Source organism: Flavihumibacter stibioxidans (assembly GCF_014332695.1).
GTDB classification, from domain to species: domain Bacteria; phylum Bacteroidota; class Bacteroidia; order Chitinophagales; family Chitinophagaceae; genus Flavihumibacter; species Flavihumibacter stibioxidans.
The window spans coordinates 93,433-109,040 of record NZ_MBUA01000030.1 but is presented as its reverse complement, the minus strand read 5'-3'; the positions used below and the strand labels follow the sequence as shown (position 1 = coordinate 109,040).

The 15,608-nt window shown below is 47.7% G+C and carries 14 protein-coding genes and 1 tRNA gene; 7 read left to right on the top strand and 8 right to left on the bottom strand.

What is annotated here, in order from left to right; genetic code table 11:
• Positions 1 to 122: 122 nt before the first annotated feature.
• Positions 123 to 1,403 carry a serine hydroxymethyltransferase gene (locus tag BC349_RS18575; RefSeq protein ID WP_187258296.1) on the bottom strand — a complete coding sequence of 427 codons (1,281 nt, stop codon included), beginning with the start codon at positions 1,401 to 1,403 and terminating at the stop codon, positions 123 to 125.
• A gap of 128 nt (positions 1,404 to 1,531) precedes the next feature.
• The gene (locus BC349_RS18570) at positions 1,532 to 2,053 is read right to left on the bottom strand and encodes an Hsp20/alpha crystallin family protein (RefSeq protein WP_222840227.1); all 522 of its coding nucleotides are present in this window, start codon (positions 2,051 to 2,053) and stop codon (positions 1,532 to 1,534) included.
• A gap of 69 nt (positions 2,054 to 2,122) precedes the next feature.
• Here BC349_RS18570 and BC349_RS18565 point away from each other — a divergent pair, with 69 nt between their 5' ends.
• The 3 genes from BC349_RS18565 (at position 2,123) to BC349_RS18555 (ending at position 4,574) form a co-directional block, all read left to right on the top strand.
• The gene (locus BC349_RS18565) at positions 2,123 to 3,121 is read left to right on the top strand and encodes a sugar phosphate nucleotidyltransferase (protein ID WP_187258295.1); all 999 of its coding nucleotides are present in this window, start codon (positions 2,123 to 2,125) and stop codon (positions 3,119 to 3,121) included.
• Positions 3,122 to 3,190: 69 nt separating this feature from the next.
• Complete coding sequence (locus tag BC349_RS18560) at positions 3,191 to 4,138, top strand: NAD(P)H-dependent flavin oxidoreductase (protein ID WP_187258294.1); 948 nt, start codon at positions 3,191 to 3,193, stop codon at positions 4,136 to 4,138.
• Positions 4,139 to 4,154: 16 nt separating this feature from the next.
• Positions 4,155 to 4,574, top strand: a complete 420-nt coding sequence (locus tag BC349_RS18555) for a carboxypeptidase-like regulatory domain-containing protein (RefSeq protein ID WP_187258293.1) — start codon at positions 4,155 to 4,157, stop codon at positions 4,572 to 4,574.
• Between the two features lie 71 nt (positions 4,575 to 4,645).
• Here BC349_RS18555 and BC349_RS18550 read toward each other — a convergent pair whose 3' ends face one another.
• The 5 genes from BC349_RS18550 to BC349_RS18530 form a co-directional block, all read right to left on the bottom strand.
• The gene (locus tag BC349_RS18550) at positions 4,646 to 5,377 is read right to left on the bottom strand and encodes a hypothetical protein (protein WP_187258292.1); all 732 of its coding nucleotides are present in this window, start codon (positions 5,375 to 5,377) and stop codon (positions 4,646 to 4,648) included.
• Between the two features lie 140 nt (positions 5,378 to 5,517).
• Positions 5,518 to 6,057 carry a 2'-5' RNA ligase family protein gene (locus BC349_RS18545; protein WP_187258291.1) on the bottom strand — a complete coding sequence of 180 codons (540 nt, stop codon included), beginning with the start codon at positions 6,055 to 6,057 and terminating at the stop codon, positions 5,518 to 5,520.
• A complete protein-coding gene (locus BC349_RS18540) occupies positions 6,039 to 7,346 on the bottom strand; it encodes an ABC transporter permease (protein WP_187258290.1) in 1,308 nt (435 codons plus the stop codon). Before BC349_RS18540 ends, BC349_RS18545 begins: the two co-directional genes overlap by 19 nt.
• Positions 7,347 to 7,364: 18 nt before the next feature.
• Positions 7,365 to 8,300: an ABC transporter ATP-binding protein gene (locus BC349_RS18535; protein WP_187258289.1), complete on the bottom strand. Its 936-nt coding sequence runs from the start codon at positions 8,298 to 8,300 to the stop codon at positions 7,365 to 7,367.
• A 169-nt stretch (positions 8,301 to 8,469) separates the two neighbouring features.
• Positions 8,470 to 10,038 carry an NAD(P)/FAD-dependent oxidoreductase gene (locus tag BC349_RS18530; RefSeq protein ID WP_187258288.1) on the bottom strand — a complete coding sequence of 523 codons (1,569 nt, stop codon included), beginning with the start codon at positions 10,036 to 10,038 and terminating at the stop codon, positions 8,470 to 8,472.
• A gap of 134 nt (positions 10,039 to 10,172) precedes the next feature.
• On the opposite strand from BC349_RS18530, the gene BC349_RS18525 reads away from it, so the two are divergent.
• The 4 genes from BC349_RS18525 to BC349_RS18510 all read left to right on the top strand — a co-directional run bounded on the left by BC349_RS18525 (position 10,173) and on the right by BC349_RS18510 (position 13,551).
• Positions 10,173 to 10,931 carry a 5'-nucleotidase C-terminal domain-containing protein gene (locus tag BC349_RS18525; RefSeq protein WP_187258287.1) on the top strand — a complete coding sequence of 253 codons (759 nt, stop codon included), beginning with the start codon at positions 10,173 to 10,175 and terminating at the stop codon, positions 10,929 to 10,931.
• Positions 10,921 to 11,856, top strand: coding sequence for a metallophosphoesterase (locus BC349_RS18520; protein WP_187258286.1), 936 nt, complete (start codon positions 10,921 to 10,923; stop codon positions 11,854 to 11,856). Before BC349_RS18525 ends, BC349_RS18520 begins: the two co-directional genes overlap by 11 nt.
• A gap of 91 nt (positions 11,857 to 11,947) precedes the next feature.
• Entirely contained in the window at positions 11,948 to 13,381 is a 1,434-nt protein-coding gene (gene dnaA / locus BC349_RS18515) for a chromosomal replication initiator protein DnaA (RefSeq protein ID WP_187258285.1), read from the top strand.
• A 79-nt stretch (positions 13,382 to 13,460) separates the two neighbouring features.
• Positions 13,461 to 13,551 (top strand) — tRNA-Ser (locus BC349_RS18510).
• 40 nt (positions 13,552 to 13,591) lie between these two features.
• Here the strand turns inward: BC349_RS18510 and BC349_RS18505 are convergent.
• Positions 13,592 to 15,499 (bottom strand): tetratricopeptide repeat-containing sensor histidine kinase, encoded by a 1,908-nt coding sequence (locus tag BC349_RS18505; RefSeq protein WP_187258284.1) that lies wholly within the window; start codon positions 15,497 to 15,499, stop codon positions 13,592 to 13,594.
• Between the last annotated feature and the right edge of the window lie 109 nt (positions 15,500 to 15,608).

Here is a 15,608-nt window from a genome sequence, read left to right as displayed (position 1 = left end):
TGCTCGCGGAAGCTTCTCCTGCCAACAGGCAATAACCCAATGAAAAGCAGGTGATGCGCACGATGTTTTGCGATTAAGCGTCTGACGTGCGTCTGACGTACGTCAGACGCACGTCAGACGCCTTAACCCAATTCCGGGTAAAGCGGGAACTGGGACATGAATTCGTTCACTTCTTTACGAACTCCTTCGATTATTGTTTCGTCATCGGCATTCATCAGCACACGGTCAATAGAATTGATCACAAAATCCATATGTTCCGCCTTCATGCCGCGGGAGGTGATGGCCGGTACGCCCACCCTGATACCCGAGGTTACAAAAGCGCTTTTATCATCAAAAGGAACCATGTTTTTATTGAGGGTGATATCAGCCCTGCCCAAAACCTGCTCTGCTTTTTTACCACTGATGTTCTTATTACGCAGGTCGATCAGCATCAGGTGGTTGTCTGTTCCATCGCTGATGATTTTATAACCACGGTCTACCAGTGCTTTTGACATCGCCTGGGCATTGGTAACAACCTGTTGTGCGTAGGTGGTGAACTCATCACTCAGCAATTCCCCGAAAGCCACTGCCTTCGCCGCAATAACGTGTTCCAGCGGGCCACCCTGGGTGCCGGGGAACACCGCCATATCGAGCAGGTTGCTCATCATGCGGATATTGCCCTTCACATCCTTCAGTCCGAATGGGTTTTCAAAATCCTTTTTCATCAGGATGATACCGCCGCGTGGACCACGAAGGGTTTTATGTGTGGTGGAGGTTACGAAATGACAGTGATCAAAAGGAGAGTTCAGTAATCCTTTGGCTATCAGTCCAGCCGGGTGGGCCATATCACACATTACAAAAGCACCCACTTCATCGGCAACTTTGCGGATACGGGCATAATCCCAGTCGCGGCTGTAAGCTGATGCACCGCAGATGATCAGTTTGGGTTTCTGTTCACGGGCAACCTTTTCCAGCATGGCGTAATCTACCCGGCCGGTTTCTTTCTCCACCCCGTAGAAATGAGGTTCATACAGCTTTCCGGAAAAGTTTACTGCCGAACCATGGGTCAGATGGCCTCCCATGCTGAGGTCGAGTCCGAGAATCCTGTCGCCGGGCTGCAAAATGGCCAGCATCACGGCCGCATTTGCCTGGGCGCCACTGTGAGGCTGCACATTGGCATATTCACAACCAAACGCCTGTTTGATGCGGTCAATGGCCAGCTGTTCTGTCTGGTCAACAATCTCGCATCCGCCATAATAACGGCGGCCGGGATAGCCCTCAGCATATTTATTGGTTAATACACTTCCCATAGCCTGCATCACCTGCAGGGAAGTGAAGTTTTCTGAAGCGATCAGTTCAATACCATGTCTTTGCCTTTCCAACTCCTTGCGTATCAGGTCAAAAACCAGCGTATCGTGTTGCATGTATTAAAATTTGCCGCAAAAATACGGCATCCTCCTTTAATATCCCTCAAATACAAAAGGCCACCCCGGAAGGGATAGCCTTTTTATTAAACCAACTGCAACCTTTAAAAATCCTGACCAGTAAACAATTATCCGACACTGATCTTTTTGCCTTCTTTTTTCACTTCCGGTGCCTTTTTGGGAATGGTGAGTTTCAGGATGCCGTTTTCATAAACAGCGGTAATCGCATCATCCTGAACATTTTCCGGCAGGGTAAATGACCTGCTGAAACTATTCCGGTGGTATTCTTTCCGGGAATAATTCTTCTCTTCCTTCGATGTTTCAGTCTCAGACTGACCACTTACCTGCAGCATATTGTCTTCAACATTTACAGTGAAATCCGCTTTTGTAAAGCCGGGCGCCACCAACTCAACCTGAAAGGCCTGTTCCGTTTCGGCAATATTGACCGCAGGCATTTTCCTGTTGAATTCACTCAGGAAATTGTCATTGAAAAAGCGGTCTACGTCCAACCAATCTGACCAGGGCCTGGATAATTGAAGTTTACTGGTAGTCAGGTTTGCCATAATAACCTCCTTTTTATGAGCTAAAGTTCCGGTAATTGGATCTCCGGAACAATTACCAGGGTCAATTCCGGGACTGATTTTTGTCATGGACCTATTTTTCCTATTTTCACGGTCAGTAAAGGCCTGTATTAATTCCGGCCTTTGAAAATAACTTGGATGAAAGCGATTATTCCAGTAGCAGGTGCAGGCACCAAGCTGCGCCCCCATACATATACACAGCCCAAAGCCCTGATTCCCCTGGCAGGCAAAACAATTCTCGGTATCATTGTTGACCAGTTGTCCGAAGCTGGCGTTCAGGAATTTATTTTTATAGTAGGGTACCTGGGAGATAAGATCCAGGATTTTGTGCACGAGAAATATCCCCATTTAACCACTCATTTCATCCAGCAGAACGACCGCCTGGGAATTGGCCATGCCATCCTGCTGACCCGTGACCTTGTCCGGGAAGATGAAATCATCATCGTACTGGGAGACAGCATCTGTGAGTATGATGTCAACGCGGTCATCAACAGCGAACACTCCCTGCTGGGCGTAAAGCGGGTGGATGATCCGCGCGATTTTGGCGTGGCAGAAATCAACGAGGATGGCAGGATTACCAAAGTGGTGGAGAAACCGCAGATTCCCAAATCCAATATGGCCCTGGTGGGCATTTACAGGATCCGGGAGACCGGAATGCTTTTCAATTGCCTTGAAAATAATATCAGGCAGAACATTACCTCATACGGAGAATACAACCTGACCGATGCGCTGGAGTGTATGATCGGTACAGGGGCAACCATAAGGTCCTACAAAGTGCAGAACTGGTTTGATTGCGGTAAAAAGGAAACCCTCCTTGAAAGCAATGCTACCTTGCTTCGGAAAATGGGACAAACCATTTCCGCCGAACACCAGTTTGAGAACACCATCATAGTTCCACCCGTCAGTATTGCAGCGGGTTGTGATATTTCCAATAGTATTATAGGGCCGAATGTGGCCATCGGTGAATGCGTTACCATTACTGATTCCATAATTAAGGACTCGATCATCGGCGCATTTTCTGACCTGAAAGACATTGTGCTCACCAAGTCCCTGATAGGTTCCGATACGGAAGTGAGAGGTGAAAGCCGCAGCCTGAATATTGGCGACAATACCGAAATTGACCTGGGCAAAAGATGATGGGGATGTTTGAATTTTCATGAATGGGGTTGGACCATTTCGCAGTAACCACAAACAACGAACAATCCAATGAACAGCTTCAGCAACCGGATCACTAATCTCTTTGGGATACAATATCCGATTATTCAGGCCGGTATGATCTGGGCCAGCGGATGGCGTTTAGCCAGTGCCGTTAGTAATGCCGGCGGGCTCGGTTTACTGGGTGCCGGCAGTATGTATCCCGACGTGCTTATTGATCATATCAGGAAATGCAGGTCGGCTACCAGCAAGCCTTTTGGCGTTAATGTGCCACTGTTATATCCGGATCTTGACAAGCTGATGCAGATCATTGTGGACGAAGGAGTTAAAATTGTTTTCACCTCAGCCGGCAATCCAAAAACCTGGACCGGTATGTTTAAGGAGAAGGGAATCACAGTGGTGCATGTGGTGAGCAGCAGCCGGTTCGCCTTAAAAGCAGAGGAGGCGGGATGTGATGCCGTAGTGGCAGAAGGTTTTGAAGCGGGTGGCCACAACGGGCGGGAAGAGACCACCACAATGGTGCTGATCCCTGCCGTAGCGGAAGCTGTTAAAATACCGGTGATTGCCGCCGGGGGAATTGGTACCGGCCGCCAGATGCTGGCTGCTATGGTACTGGGCGCCGAAGCTGTACAGGTTGGCACCCGTTTTGTGGCCTGCGAAGAAGCCTCCAGCCACCCCAACTTCAAACAGGCTTTGATCCATACCAATGAAGGCGATACCCAGCTCAGCATGAAAAAATTGGTGCCGGTTCGGCTGCTAAAGAACAAATTCTTTAAGGAAGTTTGGGAGGCAGAACAGCGGGGCGCATCGGAAGCTGAACTGAAACTGATCCTGGGCAGGGCAAGGGCAAAAAAGGGTATGTTCGAAGGAGATCTCGAAGAGGGTGAACTGGAGATCGGCCAGGTGAGTTCCCTGATAAAAGATATTCTGCCGGCAGAGAAAATTGTCCGAAATTTATGGGAAGAGTTTCAGTCAGCCATTGAAACTCCATTTTTATAACAGTCAAACAGGATCCATGAGAATTCTTCGCAACCTGGTTTTCCTGACAACGGGAATGATATGTTCCCAGTTGGCATTTGCAACAGGGGGGAGGCTCCCCGGGGAAGATGCCGTTATACATGGGTACATAGTGGATGCGGTTACTAAAAAACCTGTTTCCGGTGTGATGGTAACTGCTTCAAACAATAAAAGAACCGTTGAAAAGGAAGTGGCGACCAATGCTTCCGGTTATTTTAAACTCGACGAACTGCCTGCCGGAGGGTTGGAGATCAGGTTTGATAAAAAAGGATATAAACGCATTAAAAAAGAGCAGGTGATCGTAAGCGAAGGAAGCATTCAGCGGCTGAACGTTGACCTGTATCTTGAAAAGGTCGCAATTGAATCTCCTGTGGTTTTTGAGTATCCCGCACTGAGGTTGATTGATGGAATATTATGAAACAGAAAATACGAAAATGCCCGGCAGCAAGCCGGGCATTTTTTTCATAGCTGATAAGGTAGTTATAAGAATCATTCTTCACTTTGCGCATTAAAGTGATTGTTCTCATTGCTGATGACCATTTGTTTTTTCTTAAAGTATTTTCGGTACCGGTCAGCCACCTCCTTCGGTTGTTCCTTCCCGTTGATTGATAACTTTTCATCCCTGTATTCGATGCGGTAATTGTTTTTGTCAGGGATGAGCCCCTCTCTTTCCATTTCGGTTATCATTTCCCGGTAAGATTCCAGTTCCTTCTTCGCTTCATCCATGCTGATTTTGGCTTTTTCCAGTTCCTTTTTTATATCGGGCATCTTTGTCTTAAGGTCTTTTTGGAGTTGAACCCGGGACATTTCAATTTCCTTTTTGACATCCTGCAAATGCTGTTGCACTTGCTGCATTTCGACATCCATGTGTTTTAATTCAGACTGCATTAGTTTCTTGTTGTCCTGCAAAGCCGCCAGTGCCTGCTGTATTTGTTTTTCGATCTCAGCCGAATTGATTTTCGCCAGTGCGGATTCTATTTCTTTTTCCGCCCGGCTCCAGTCTTTTTCGGCGAGTTTTCCGTCCAGCTTTTCCCTGGCTTTTTCCAGCTTGTTGATATGATCTTCCAGGCTGCCGCCGGGCAGGGTATCTGACACATACATATCTGCCTGTAATCCATTGGAATGAATAAGACTGTCGTTCCAACTGATGGCCGGGACGGCCAGTGTTACCACAAGGGCGGCAGCGCCCCATTTGCGAAAGGTCTGATTGAATCTGTACATAGTATCTGGTTTGTATTACGAAAATGTTCGTATAAACATACGAATAAATTCGTAATTGCCTCGGTTGTACTTGTTGTTGGGAAATATTTAACATTGAACAGTGTTCACCCGTCGGGTGGCACCCGACGGGTGAACACTGTTCAGGCACCGAAAACAGCCCGGTGAACCACATCCCACCTACCAGGCCGGAGGTAAAGCAATGACAACTCACTGGCAGGGATAACTGCAGAAAAGGAGATAGGAGTAAAATGTTCCATGGCCTCTCCGAAAGATTGCCTGGGAATATCACGGGTGGCAATGGTCATATGGGGGTGAAATGGACGCTTGTCGGGTTTTACCTGGCCAGGATATGCCAACAGGAAATCATGCTGGAAACGGTCATACAAACGTCCCAGAAACTGGTTCTGGTCCACTTTCACAAATATGACCCGCTTGTCAAATGAGCCAAAACCATCCAGCCGGATGTCAAAGGGAAATTGTGTTTCCGCAAACCGGTCCATAAAAGTTCGCATCCCGCCTTCTTCTGATTCCTTCATCTGGAATGGCGGGATCAGGGTAATATGCGCCGGCGATTTCATGGCTACTTTGCAACCAAATCCATCCAGCATCCATTTTTTCCATTCACGGAACTGCTGGTCAATCGCCGCCGGCGCTACCAGTCCTATGAAGTAATAGCCCATTTCCACAATTCTTTCCAGGTTACTTTTTTGCCATACATCAATATACCGGTGCGGTAGATCCGTGCAGCCAGCCAGGCAGTACCCAGGAAACCAAGCACAAGCAGCAATAAGGATAATGCAATCTGCCAGCCAGGTACACCATAGGGAAGTCTTGCCATCATAACAATGGGAGAGGATAATGGGAACAGGCTTCCAAAAAGGGCCATGCCACCATCGGGGTTATTGATCGCCTGGGTCATGATCACAAAGGAAAATATGATGGGCATGGTGATGGGCAGCATCAGTTGCTGGGCGTCCTGTGGGTCTTCATTCACTGCACTGCCCACTGCGGCAAACATGGATGAATACAGGAGGTATCCACCCAGGAAATACAGGATGAAAAGCACCAGGATCTGGACCATGTTTACACTGTTGAGGTTGTCCATGATCTGTTTCATCATGCCCAATTGCTGTGAATTTCCTCCCATAGCCGGCATGTTGCCTCCCTGTTGAGCTGCCTGTTCCAGCAGTTGGGGGTACAAAAGCGGCAGCAGCATCTGCAGCCCGACGATCAATACACCCCAGATCAGGAACTGTACCAGGCCAACAGCGCCAATACCCACAATTTTACCAATCATCAGCTGGAATGGTTTTACGCTGCTGACCATCACTTCTGCGATGCGGTTGGTTTTTTCTTCCATCACCCCGCGCATGACCATGGATCCATAAATGAACAACACCATATATATCAGGATGCCACAGATGAAGCCCAGCGCATAGGCGAAACCGGTACTGCCGCTCTTGCTTCCCTGCTTGGAGACATGGAGGGAAATATTACTCCGCGTGCTGTCAACCTGCGCCATGGTAACTCCCGGTGCCAGCAGGTGCTGCAGGTTTGTTTTCTCAATCGCTTTATTGATCCGGCTTTCAATTTTTTCCTTGGTCATCAGTCCCACATTGGCATTGCTGGTATAGGTGAGGCTGTCTTTGCCGGCTGCATTGAATCCCGAAGGAACGATGATATAGCCGGTATATTTTTTATCGTTTATTGCCTGCTGCAGACCGGCAGCATCCTGGTCCTTTACAAAACTAAAACGGATATTGTCGGTGCTCTGGAGTTTTCCTTCAAACTGCCCGGTTTGGTCAGCGATGGCAATATGCAGGTTGTCCTCGCCCTTAACGCTGAAATAAATAATCAGTGCGTAAAATCCGAAGATCAGTAAGGGGAGAAGGATGGTTGACAACAGGAAGGTTTTCTTTTGTACGCGCGAAAGAAATTCCCTTTGTATGATGATTAATGTCTTGTTCATGATTGGTTGGATAAAAGTTTAAAGGCTTACATTCTGAAACTGCCGTGTGGCAGACGTACTGCCATTGACGAGCCTGATAAAAATATCATTCAGGGTGGGCAGAATTTCATTGAAACCATTCACCGGAACCCCCGCCTGGATTAATTCAGACAAAAGCTGGTTGGTGCTGGTTCCATTGTGCAGTTGAATGGTCCATTCATGGCTTCCCTGTTTTAGTACACTGAAGTTGCCGGAAACCGGAACATGTATGTTTCCTTCGGTTTGCACACGGTAAAGGTTTTCTTTAAACTGTTGCCTGATCTGCCCGACTTTCCCATCCAGCATTTTTTGCCCCTTGTTCACCAGTACGATCTGGTCGCAGATTTCTTCCACCTGTTCCATACGGTGGGTGCTGAATATAATGGTACAGCCTTTTTTTGCCAGGTTGTATATTTCTTCCTTGATCAGATTGGAGTTTACGGGATCCAGGCCGCTGAAGGGTTCATCCAGTATGATCAGTTTAGGTTCGTGCAGTACGGTGGTTACGAATTGCAGTTTTTGTCCCATTCCCTTACTGAGGTCCTCCACTTTTTTGTTCCACCAGCTCTGCATTTCAAATTTCTCGAACCATTCTTTGACCTTTTCTATGGCCTGGCTTTTGGACAGGCCTTTCAGTTGTGCCAGGTAAACCGCCTGGTCGCCGATTTTCATTTTCTTGTACAGTCCGCGTTCTTCGGGCATGTACCCTATCCTTAGAATATCTTTTTCCGCATTGAAAGGCCGCCCTTCAAAGATGATTTCTCCTTCATCGGGATAAAATATCCCCGTAATCATCCGCAGCAGGGTGGTTTTACCGGCTCCGTTGGGCCCCAGTAAACCGAATATGCTGCCGGCATCAATGGAAAAGCTGATATCATCCACCGCTTTCTGGGTGGCATAGTATTTTTTGAGGTGACGAACTTCCAGTAAGGACATATAAAGGTTTTGATGGTCAAAATTATTCTGCTGCGGCTATTGGACGTGTCAATTTCCTGAATATTACAGGTTCTGAAAATTTTTCATGGGGACTGGGTAAAATGTGGGGTGATTGGGATGTGGAAAGCTGTCTGACGTTTGGATCCGCGGTATTCAGTAATGCTAAACGTCAGACAACTGGGACACCTGTTAGTCGGTGCACGATGATGCGGGCGATCCGCTCACCGTCCATGGCCGCACTCACGATGCCACCGGCATATCCCGCCCCTTCACCCGCAGGGTATAATCCCTTCACCTGCGGATGTTCAAGGGTATCCGGATCGCGCGGAATCCGCACCGGCGATGATGTTCTCGATTCCGTTGCCACCACTACCGCCTCACCGGTATAATAACCCCGCATTTTTTGCCCGAAGGCTTTAAACCCTTCAGCCAGGCTGTTATATACGAACCCGGGTAAAACCTCCCACAGCGGGGCAGACCGTACCCCGGGGAGGTAAGAACAGCCGGGTAAATCGGCGGAAACCTTCCGACTAACGAAATCGGTCATGCGAAGTGCCGGAGCGACAAATTTCCCGCCTCCCGCTTCAAATGCCTTTTGTTCCACATTGCGCTGGAAGTACATGGCCGCAAGTGGCCCCCCGATCTGCCCGTAATCCTTTTCTTCAATGGACACCACCATGCCGGAATTGGCATAGGGATTATTTCTTTTGGAGGGACTCCAGCCGTTAACCACCAGTTCACCCGGACTGGTAGCAGCAGGTGCGATGATGCCACCGGGGCACATGCAGAAAGAGAATACTCCGCGGCCGCCAACCTGCTGAACCAGGCTGTAAGACGCCGGGGGAAGGTATTCGCCGCGTACCGGACAATGGTACTGGATGCTGTCGATCAGTTCCTGCGGGTGTTCAATGCGAACCCCCAGCGCAAATGGCTTGGCTTCTATAAGGACCTGCTGCCGGTGCAGCAGTTCAAATATGTCGCGCGCTGAATGGCCGGTGGCAAGGATCACGGCATCGCCTTCAAATCGGTTGCCCGAGGCAGTTAGTACACCACTGATTTCACCATCTTTAATGATAAAAGAATTTACTTTCTGTTCGAACAGGAACAGCCCGCCGCTGTCGAGTATCTGCTGCCTCATGGCCACCATAATATGCGGCAGTTTGTTGGTGCCGATATGTGGGTGGGCTTCGTAGAGGATCCGTTCATCAGCTCCGAACTGTACAAAAAGGTTGAGGATGCGGTCAATACTGCCCCTTTTATTGGAGCGGGTATATAATTTGCCGTCACTGTAAGTGCCTGCACCACCTTCGCCGAAACAATAATTGCTGTCGGGGTTCACGATGCCTTCCTTGTTGAGCATGGCAAGATCGCGCCTCCGGGCACGCACATCCTTTCCCCTTTCAAGAATCAGCGGACGGATACCCTGTTCTATCAGTTGCAGCGCCGCAAAAAGTCCGCAGGGCCCGGCGCCTACAATAATTACCTGGTGTGCAGCCCCGGAAACATCAGTGAAACTGATATGGCGCACTTCCCGCTCAGTGAAAGGCTCATTGATAAAGGCTTTCAGTGTCAGGTTGATCCGGATCTGTTTTCCCCTTGCATCTATGGATTGCTTAAGGATATGGTAACCGCTGACTTCTGATGACTTTTTTGAACTGGCTGCGGCTATATATGCCGTTATGGCGCGGTCGTCGGCTGCTTCTGCCGGACTCACCTGTAAACTGATTATTTGTTGCATGGTTAGGTTTTTATCCTAAAATCAATGCAAAGATATTCCGGATTTCATATTTGCGTAAAAACACTTGTTTTATCTTTGCGGCCCGCAAATTGGTTTTACCCTTGGTAAAATATTTGTACCTTAAGTTCATTCATATGTCAAAGTTTTCTCGATCAGTTTTGCAAGCCTCTGCGGTGTTGCTGGCGCTGGCTTTTACTGCCTGTAACAGGTATTACCAGCCGGCATCCATGCAGTACGACAAGTTACGTATTACACAGGACGCTCCCCGCAGTGCGGCCATTGGCGAACTGCTTCGTCCCTATTCAGACAGTGTAAATGCCAGCATGAATACGGTTATAGGTGAAACCGCTGTTGTCCTGGAAAAGAAACAGCCCGAGGGCGTTCTGGGTAATCTCCTGGCGGATGCGGTTAAATCAGAAGCCGGGAAATTATATGGAGTAAAGGTAGATATAGCCTTTATCAATTACGGTGGGATACGGCTGCATCAACTGCCCGCAGGCCCGCTAACTCTTGGCAAGGTGTACGAACTGATGCCTTTTGATAATATAATGATCATTCAGCGGCTGAAAGGTTCGGTATTGCAGGAGCTGCTTGATAATGTGGCTTCAAGAGGCGGCTGGCCCGGTTCCGGTGTATCCTATATAATAAAGGACAAAAAAGCGACGGAGGTTAAGGTGGGCGGACTGCCGCTGGATTACTCTGCCACCTATATAGTAGCCAACTCTGATTATGTGGCAAGTGGCGGGGATAATTGCGATATGCTGCGATCCATCCCGCAGGAAAATAAGGGAGTCCTGGTTCGCGACGCACTGATCAGCTACCTGGGCGCCTTTGCAAAGCGTGGAGAAAAAATCAATGCCTCACTTGAAAACAGGGTACAATATGCTCAATAGAAGAAATTTTTTGAAGAATACCTCACTGGCAACCGGGGCCCTGTTAACTGGTTCTGCTCTTTCAAATGAATTGATGGCCGAATCTGCAACCGAACGGCTGACGATTCTGCATACCAATGATGTGCACAGCAGGCTGGAACCATTTCCCATGGATGGCAGCAGGAACCAGGGACTGGGCGGGGTGGCCGCAAGGGCGGAGCAAATCAGCAGGATCAGGGCCGAAGGCGGTCAGGTACTTTTGCTAGATGCCGGCGACATCTTCCAGGGCACCCCTTATTTTAATTTTTACAAAGGTGAGCCCGAGTTCAGGGCGATGGCCGCAATGGGGTATGACGCCTGTACTATGGGAAACCATGATTTTGATGCGGGACTTGAAAACTTCGCCACACAATTAAAGCATGGAAACCTGCCTTTGCTCATCAGTAATTATGATTTCACTGATACGCCGATGGAGGGCAGGTCAAAACCTTACCAGGTATTCAGGAAAGGGAGATTAAAAATCGGTATAACGGGCGTGGGTATTGAGATGAAGGGACTTGTGCCGGATAACCTGGCAGGCAATACAAAATACCTTGACCCTATTGCTTCGGCCAACCAATGGGCCGACTACCTTAAGAATACGGAGAAATGCGACATGGTTATCTGTTTGTCGCACCTTGGATACAAATACAGGGAAAATAAGGTGAGTGATGAAAACCTGGCCAGGGAGTCGGCACATATCGACCTCATTATTGGCGGTCATACACATACGTTTTTTGATGCACCTGTTGTGTATAAAAATAAATCGGGGGATGATGTGATAGTGAACCAGGTAGGGTGGGGTGGAATCGTTCTAGGCCGCTTGGACTTTGAGTTCCAGCGGAATCGGAAGAAAAAATTGGATGCTTCGCATACTGTGTTGATAGGTAAAAAAACAAGTGAATAAAATATTTTTTTTTCAACGAAAAAATTTGATATTCGTCCCCCTACGTTAATTTTTTTTATAACGTATATCATTCAAAACTGCACGTTCACAAATGACCAAAACCTTAGATACAGTCTGGAATAGTTGTCTGGAGATCATAAAGGATATCGTGGAGTGGCAGCATTTCAAAACATGGTTCGAGCCGATTAAACCCGTTGAACTCAAGAATACCGTACTCGTTATACAGGTACCCAGCCAGTTTTTTTATGAGTACCTGGAAGAACATTACGTAAACCTGCTGGCAAAAACGCTTCGCAGGGTCCTTGGTAAAGACGCGCAACTGGAATATCGTATCATGGTAGATAGCGGCAATCATAAGAACAAGCCTTTGACGATGGACGTTCCCGCCCATGGTTACAAGACTTACTCCAATAACGAGATGGATTTTCCGTTGGTTATAAATAACCCGGTGAAAAATCCTTTTGTGATTCCCGGTCTGAAGAAAATGCAGATCGATCCGCAGCTGAATCCTATTTATACTTTCGACGCCTATGTGGAAGGTGATAGTAACCGTGTGGCCCGTCGTGCGGGAAAAACGGTAGCGGAGAAACCCGGCGCCAACTCTTTCAATCCATTGGTTATATATGGGGGAGTGGGTTTGGGAAAAACCCACCTCGCCCAGGCAATCGGAAATGATGTAAAACGGCTTCATCCCAACAAAGTGGTTTTGTATGTGAGCTCAGAAAAGTTCATCAACCAGTTTGTGGACCACAGCCGTAACAATGCCATCAATGATTTCATTCATTTTTACCAGCTGATAGACGTGCTGATCATCGATGATGTTCAGTTTTTCAACCGGGCGGAAAAATCACAGGATGCATTCTTTGCCATATTCAACCACCTGCACCAGTCCGGCAAGCAGCTGATCCTAACATCAGACAAGGCGCCAAAAGACCTCGAGGGGGTTCAGGAAAGATTGCTGAGCCGTTTCCGCTGGGGATTAAGCGCTGACCTGCAAGTGCCTGATTATGAAACCCGGATCGAGATACTGGAGCGTAAAATGAAGAATGATGGCCTGGAAATGCCTCGTGAAGTAGTAAAATACCTGGCCTATAATATTAATAGCAACGTACGGGAGCTGGAAGGCGCGCTGATATCACTTTTGGCACAGTCTTCGCTTAATCGTAGGGAAATTGACCTCGATTTGGCCAAGAAAGTACTCCGTAACTTTGTGAAGACCTCTTCCAAGGAAATTACCATTGAAGCGATCCAGAAAATGGTCTGTGATTATTTCGATGTTCCTTACGAAAAGCTGCTCCAGAAAACCCGCAAACGGGAAATCGTGCAGGCTCGCCAGATCACTATGTACCTGGCCAAGTCTTTCACCAAGAACTCATTGAAAACCATTGGCGAACACTTTGGCGGCCGCGACCATACTACGGTTATCCATAGCTGCCAGACGGTAAAAGACCTGATGGATACAGATAATGTGTTCAGGGAGAATGTAATGGAACTGCAACAAAAAGTTCAGCTCGCAGCACTGTAAAAATTTGCCGCAATTTTTTGGGAGATAAATGGTTAAATCCCTATTTTTGCGTCCCCTTGAACCAGTTTCAGGGTCGGTAGGTGAGGTGCCTGAGTGGCCGAAAGGGCCGGTTTGCTAAACCGTTGTACGAGCTTAAACTTGTACCGAGGGTTCGAATCCCTCCCTCACCGCAGGAAAACGGGACAGATCAATACAACTGATTTGTTCCGTTTATTTTTTATCCAGCCCCATCAGGTCAAATTCCAGATAGGCACTCACGCCACTCCCCGGTTCTGAAACAAGTTCCATTTTTCCGTTAATTGCCTTTACCCTGGACGACAGGCTCTTTAATCCCATGCCTTCCGGCTGATCCTTTCCTGCACTGAATCCTACCCCGTTATCCTCAATGGTGATTGACAAAATGCCATCGTACCGGCTTACCTGAACAATTGCCTCTTTAGCCCTGGAGTGCTTTACAATATTATTCAGCAGTTCCTGTACGATCCGGTAAACAGACAATTCAAAACTGTTATTGAACCTGCCGATCTTGCCCAGTGAATTGTACTCCACCGACAAAGTCCTGCCACTGTTGATATTATTGCAATACCTGCGGATTGCCTGGTCAAGCCCGTACTGAATTAAGACCTCTGGCATCAGGTTGTGTGATGTTTTACGTAATTCCACCGCGGCGTCGTTCAATAACCCGATACCCTTTACATATTCAGTATCCTTTGTGAACGCTTCCTGTTCTGAGCCCACACTTTCCAGATGCATTTTGGCCGCCGCCAGCATCCCTGCCACTCCGTCGTGTAAGTCTTTTGCGATCCTGCTGCGTTCTTTTTCTTCGCCCTGCATAAGGGCGTGCAACTGCTGTATTTCGCTGTCTTTCTGTAAAGACTGCAGTTGACGTTCGTGCAATTTTTTCCTGCTTTTGTATTGCAGGAAGATCAATCCCGCAACCAGTAAAGTTACCAGGGCTGCGCCAATACTGAGCAGGGTATATTGCCGGCTCTTCTGTAATTGAATTTCTTTCTGTGCTGTCTGGTAGCGGATCTCCAGTTCCGCCACATTTTTCCTGTTCTCTAAATTGTTGGTACTGTCGAGGTTGACGATAGATTGCTTGTAGTAGTCAAGCGCTTTCTGGTAATTTCCCTCTCCTTCATATGCTTCGGATAAACCTTTATAGATATCATCCAGCTGGAGAACCGTTCCGCTTTCCCGGGCTATTGTCAATGCCTGGTTCAGGTATTCAATCCGTTTTTTGTGATCCTTCAATAACCCATAGCCATCTGCCATATCCATCAGGCCGATGAGCTGATAGTGCTTGTCATCACAGGCTTTGGCATGCCCAAAGCTTTTTCTGGCATGCTCAATTGCCAGCAGGCCCTTCCCCCATTTCCTGTACAACTGCGACAGGCAGGCGTTGGCTACGCTGAGGTTATAATCATTTTTGGTGGCCAGGGCAATTTCCAGCGATTCCTTCGCAAAAGGTACTGCTGCTTCAAACTTTCCGGAAGAGGAGATACAATTGGCTACTCCGTACAGCGCACTGATAATAGAGGTGGAATCCTTGATCTCCCGGCCTATCTGAATCGATTTCTTGAAATAGACTTCTCCCTTGTAAAAATCGTTCATGTTATAAAAGGAAACACCCACCCCGTTATAGGCATACATCAGCAGGTCTTTATACTTTGTTGGTTCCAGCAGTCTGATGGCCTCCATCATGGAGTTAATCTTTTGACCGATGTCTCCAATTCTTTCTGAAATGGCTCCTATATTAAGATGGCAGCTGGCAACCTGGTCAATTCGATTTGTTTTTTCCAGGTATTGCAGCGCTGTGTTGAAATCCTGGATGGCTTCCCTGTCCTTTGCCTCCTTTGAATGCATATAACCAAGGTTGAACCAGGTCATCCCGATCCAATAGGGGTAATCCAGTTTCTTACTGACCCTCATCAGTTCATCATATAGTCTCCGGGCTTTTTCCTTATCTGAATCAACGAAGGAATAGGCATAATCTGCAAGCCGGATCACTTTTGCCGAGTCATCCCTGGCAGATAAAATATTCTGCGTGGCAGTGTCCTGGCTAAAACCGTGAATGGAGCCGAGTAAACAAAGAGAACAGATTATCGCTTTATTCATTGCTATGGTAATTGATTCCTCTTATATAAATCGTATAAAATTATTAATTGACGGGTCATAGTTTTGGGCTCTTACATGAATGGGAGTTTGCTGCGCCGGTAATTTGGGA

Coding starts and splice junctions, on each gene's coding strand:
- BC349_RS18575 (WP_187258296.1), bottom strand. CDS start 1,403: ATGCAACACGATACGCTGGTTTTTGACCTGATACGCAAGGAGTTGGAA.
- BC349_RS18570 (WP_222840227.1), bottom strand. CDS start 2,053: ATGACAAAAATCAGTCCCGGAATTGACCCTGGTAATTGTTCCGGAGAT.
- BC349_RS18565 (WP_187258295.1), top strand. CDS start 2,123: ATGAAAGCGATTATTCCAGTAGCAGGTGCAGGCACCAAGCTGCGCCCC.
- BC349_RS18560 (WP_187258294.1), top strand. CDS start 3,191: ATGAACAGCTTCAGCAACCGGATCACTAATCTCTTTGGGATACAATAT.
- BC349_RS18555 (WP_187258293.1), top strand. CDS start 4,155: ATGAGAATTCTTCGCAACCTGGTTTTCCTGACAACGGGAATGATATGT.
- BC349_RS18550 (WP_187258292.1), bottom strand. CDS start 5,377: ATGTACAGATTCAATCAGACCTTTCGCAAATGGGGCGCTGCCGCCCTT.
- BC349_RS18545 (WP_187258291.1), bottom strand. CDS start 6,057: ATGGGCTATTACTTCATAGGACTGGTAGCGCCGGCGGCGATTGACCAG.
- BC349_RS18540 (WP_187258290.1), bottom strand. CDS start 7,346: ATGAACAAGACATTAATCATCATACAAAGGGAATTTCTTTCGCGCGTA.
- BC349_RS18535 (WP_187258289.1), bottom strand. CDS start 8,300: ATGTCCTTACTGGAAGTTCGTCACCTCAAAAAATACTATGCCACCCAG.
- BC349_RS18530 (WP_187258288.1), bottom strand. CDS start 10,038: ATGCAACAAATAATCAGTTTACAGGTGAGTCCGGCAGAAGCAGCCGAC.
- BC349_RS18525 (WP_187258287.1), top strand. CDS start 10,173: ATGTCAAAGTTTTCTCGATCAGTTTTGCAAGCCTCTGCGGTGTTGCTG.
- BC349_RS18520 (WP_187258286.1), top strand. CDS start 10,921: ATGCTCAATAGAAGAAATTTTTTGAAGAATACCTCACTGGCAACCGGG.
- dnaA (WP_187258285.1), top strand. CDS start 11,948: ATGACCAAAACCTTAGATACAGTCTGGAATAGTTGTCTGGAGATCATA.
- BC349_RS18505 (WP_187258284.1), bottom strand. CDS start 15,499: ATGAATAAAGCGATAATCTGTTCTCTTTGTTTACTCGGCTCCATTCAC.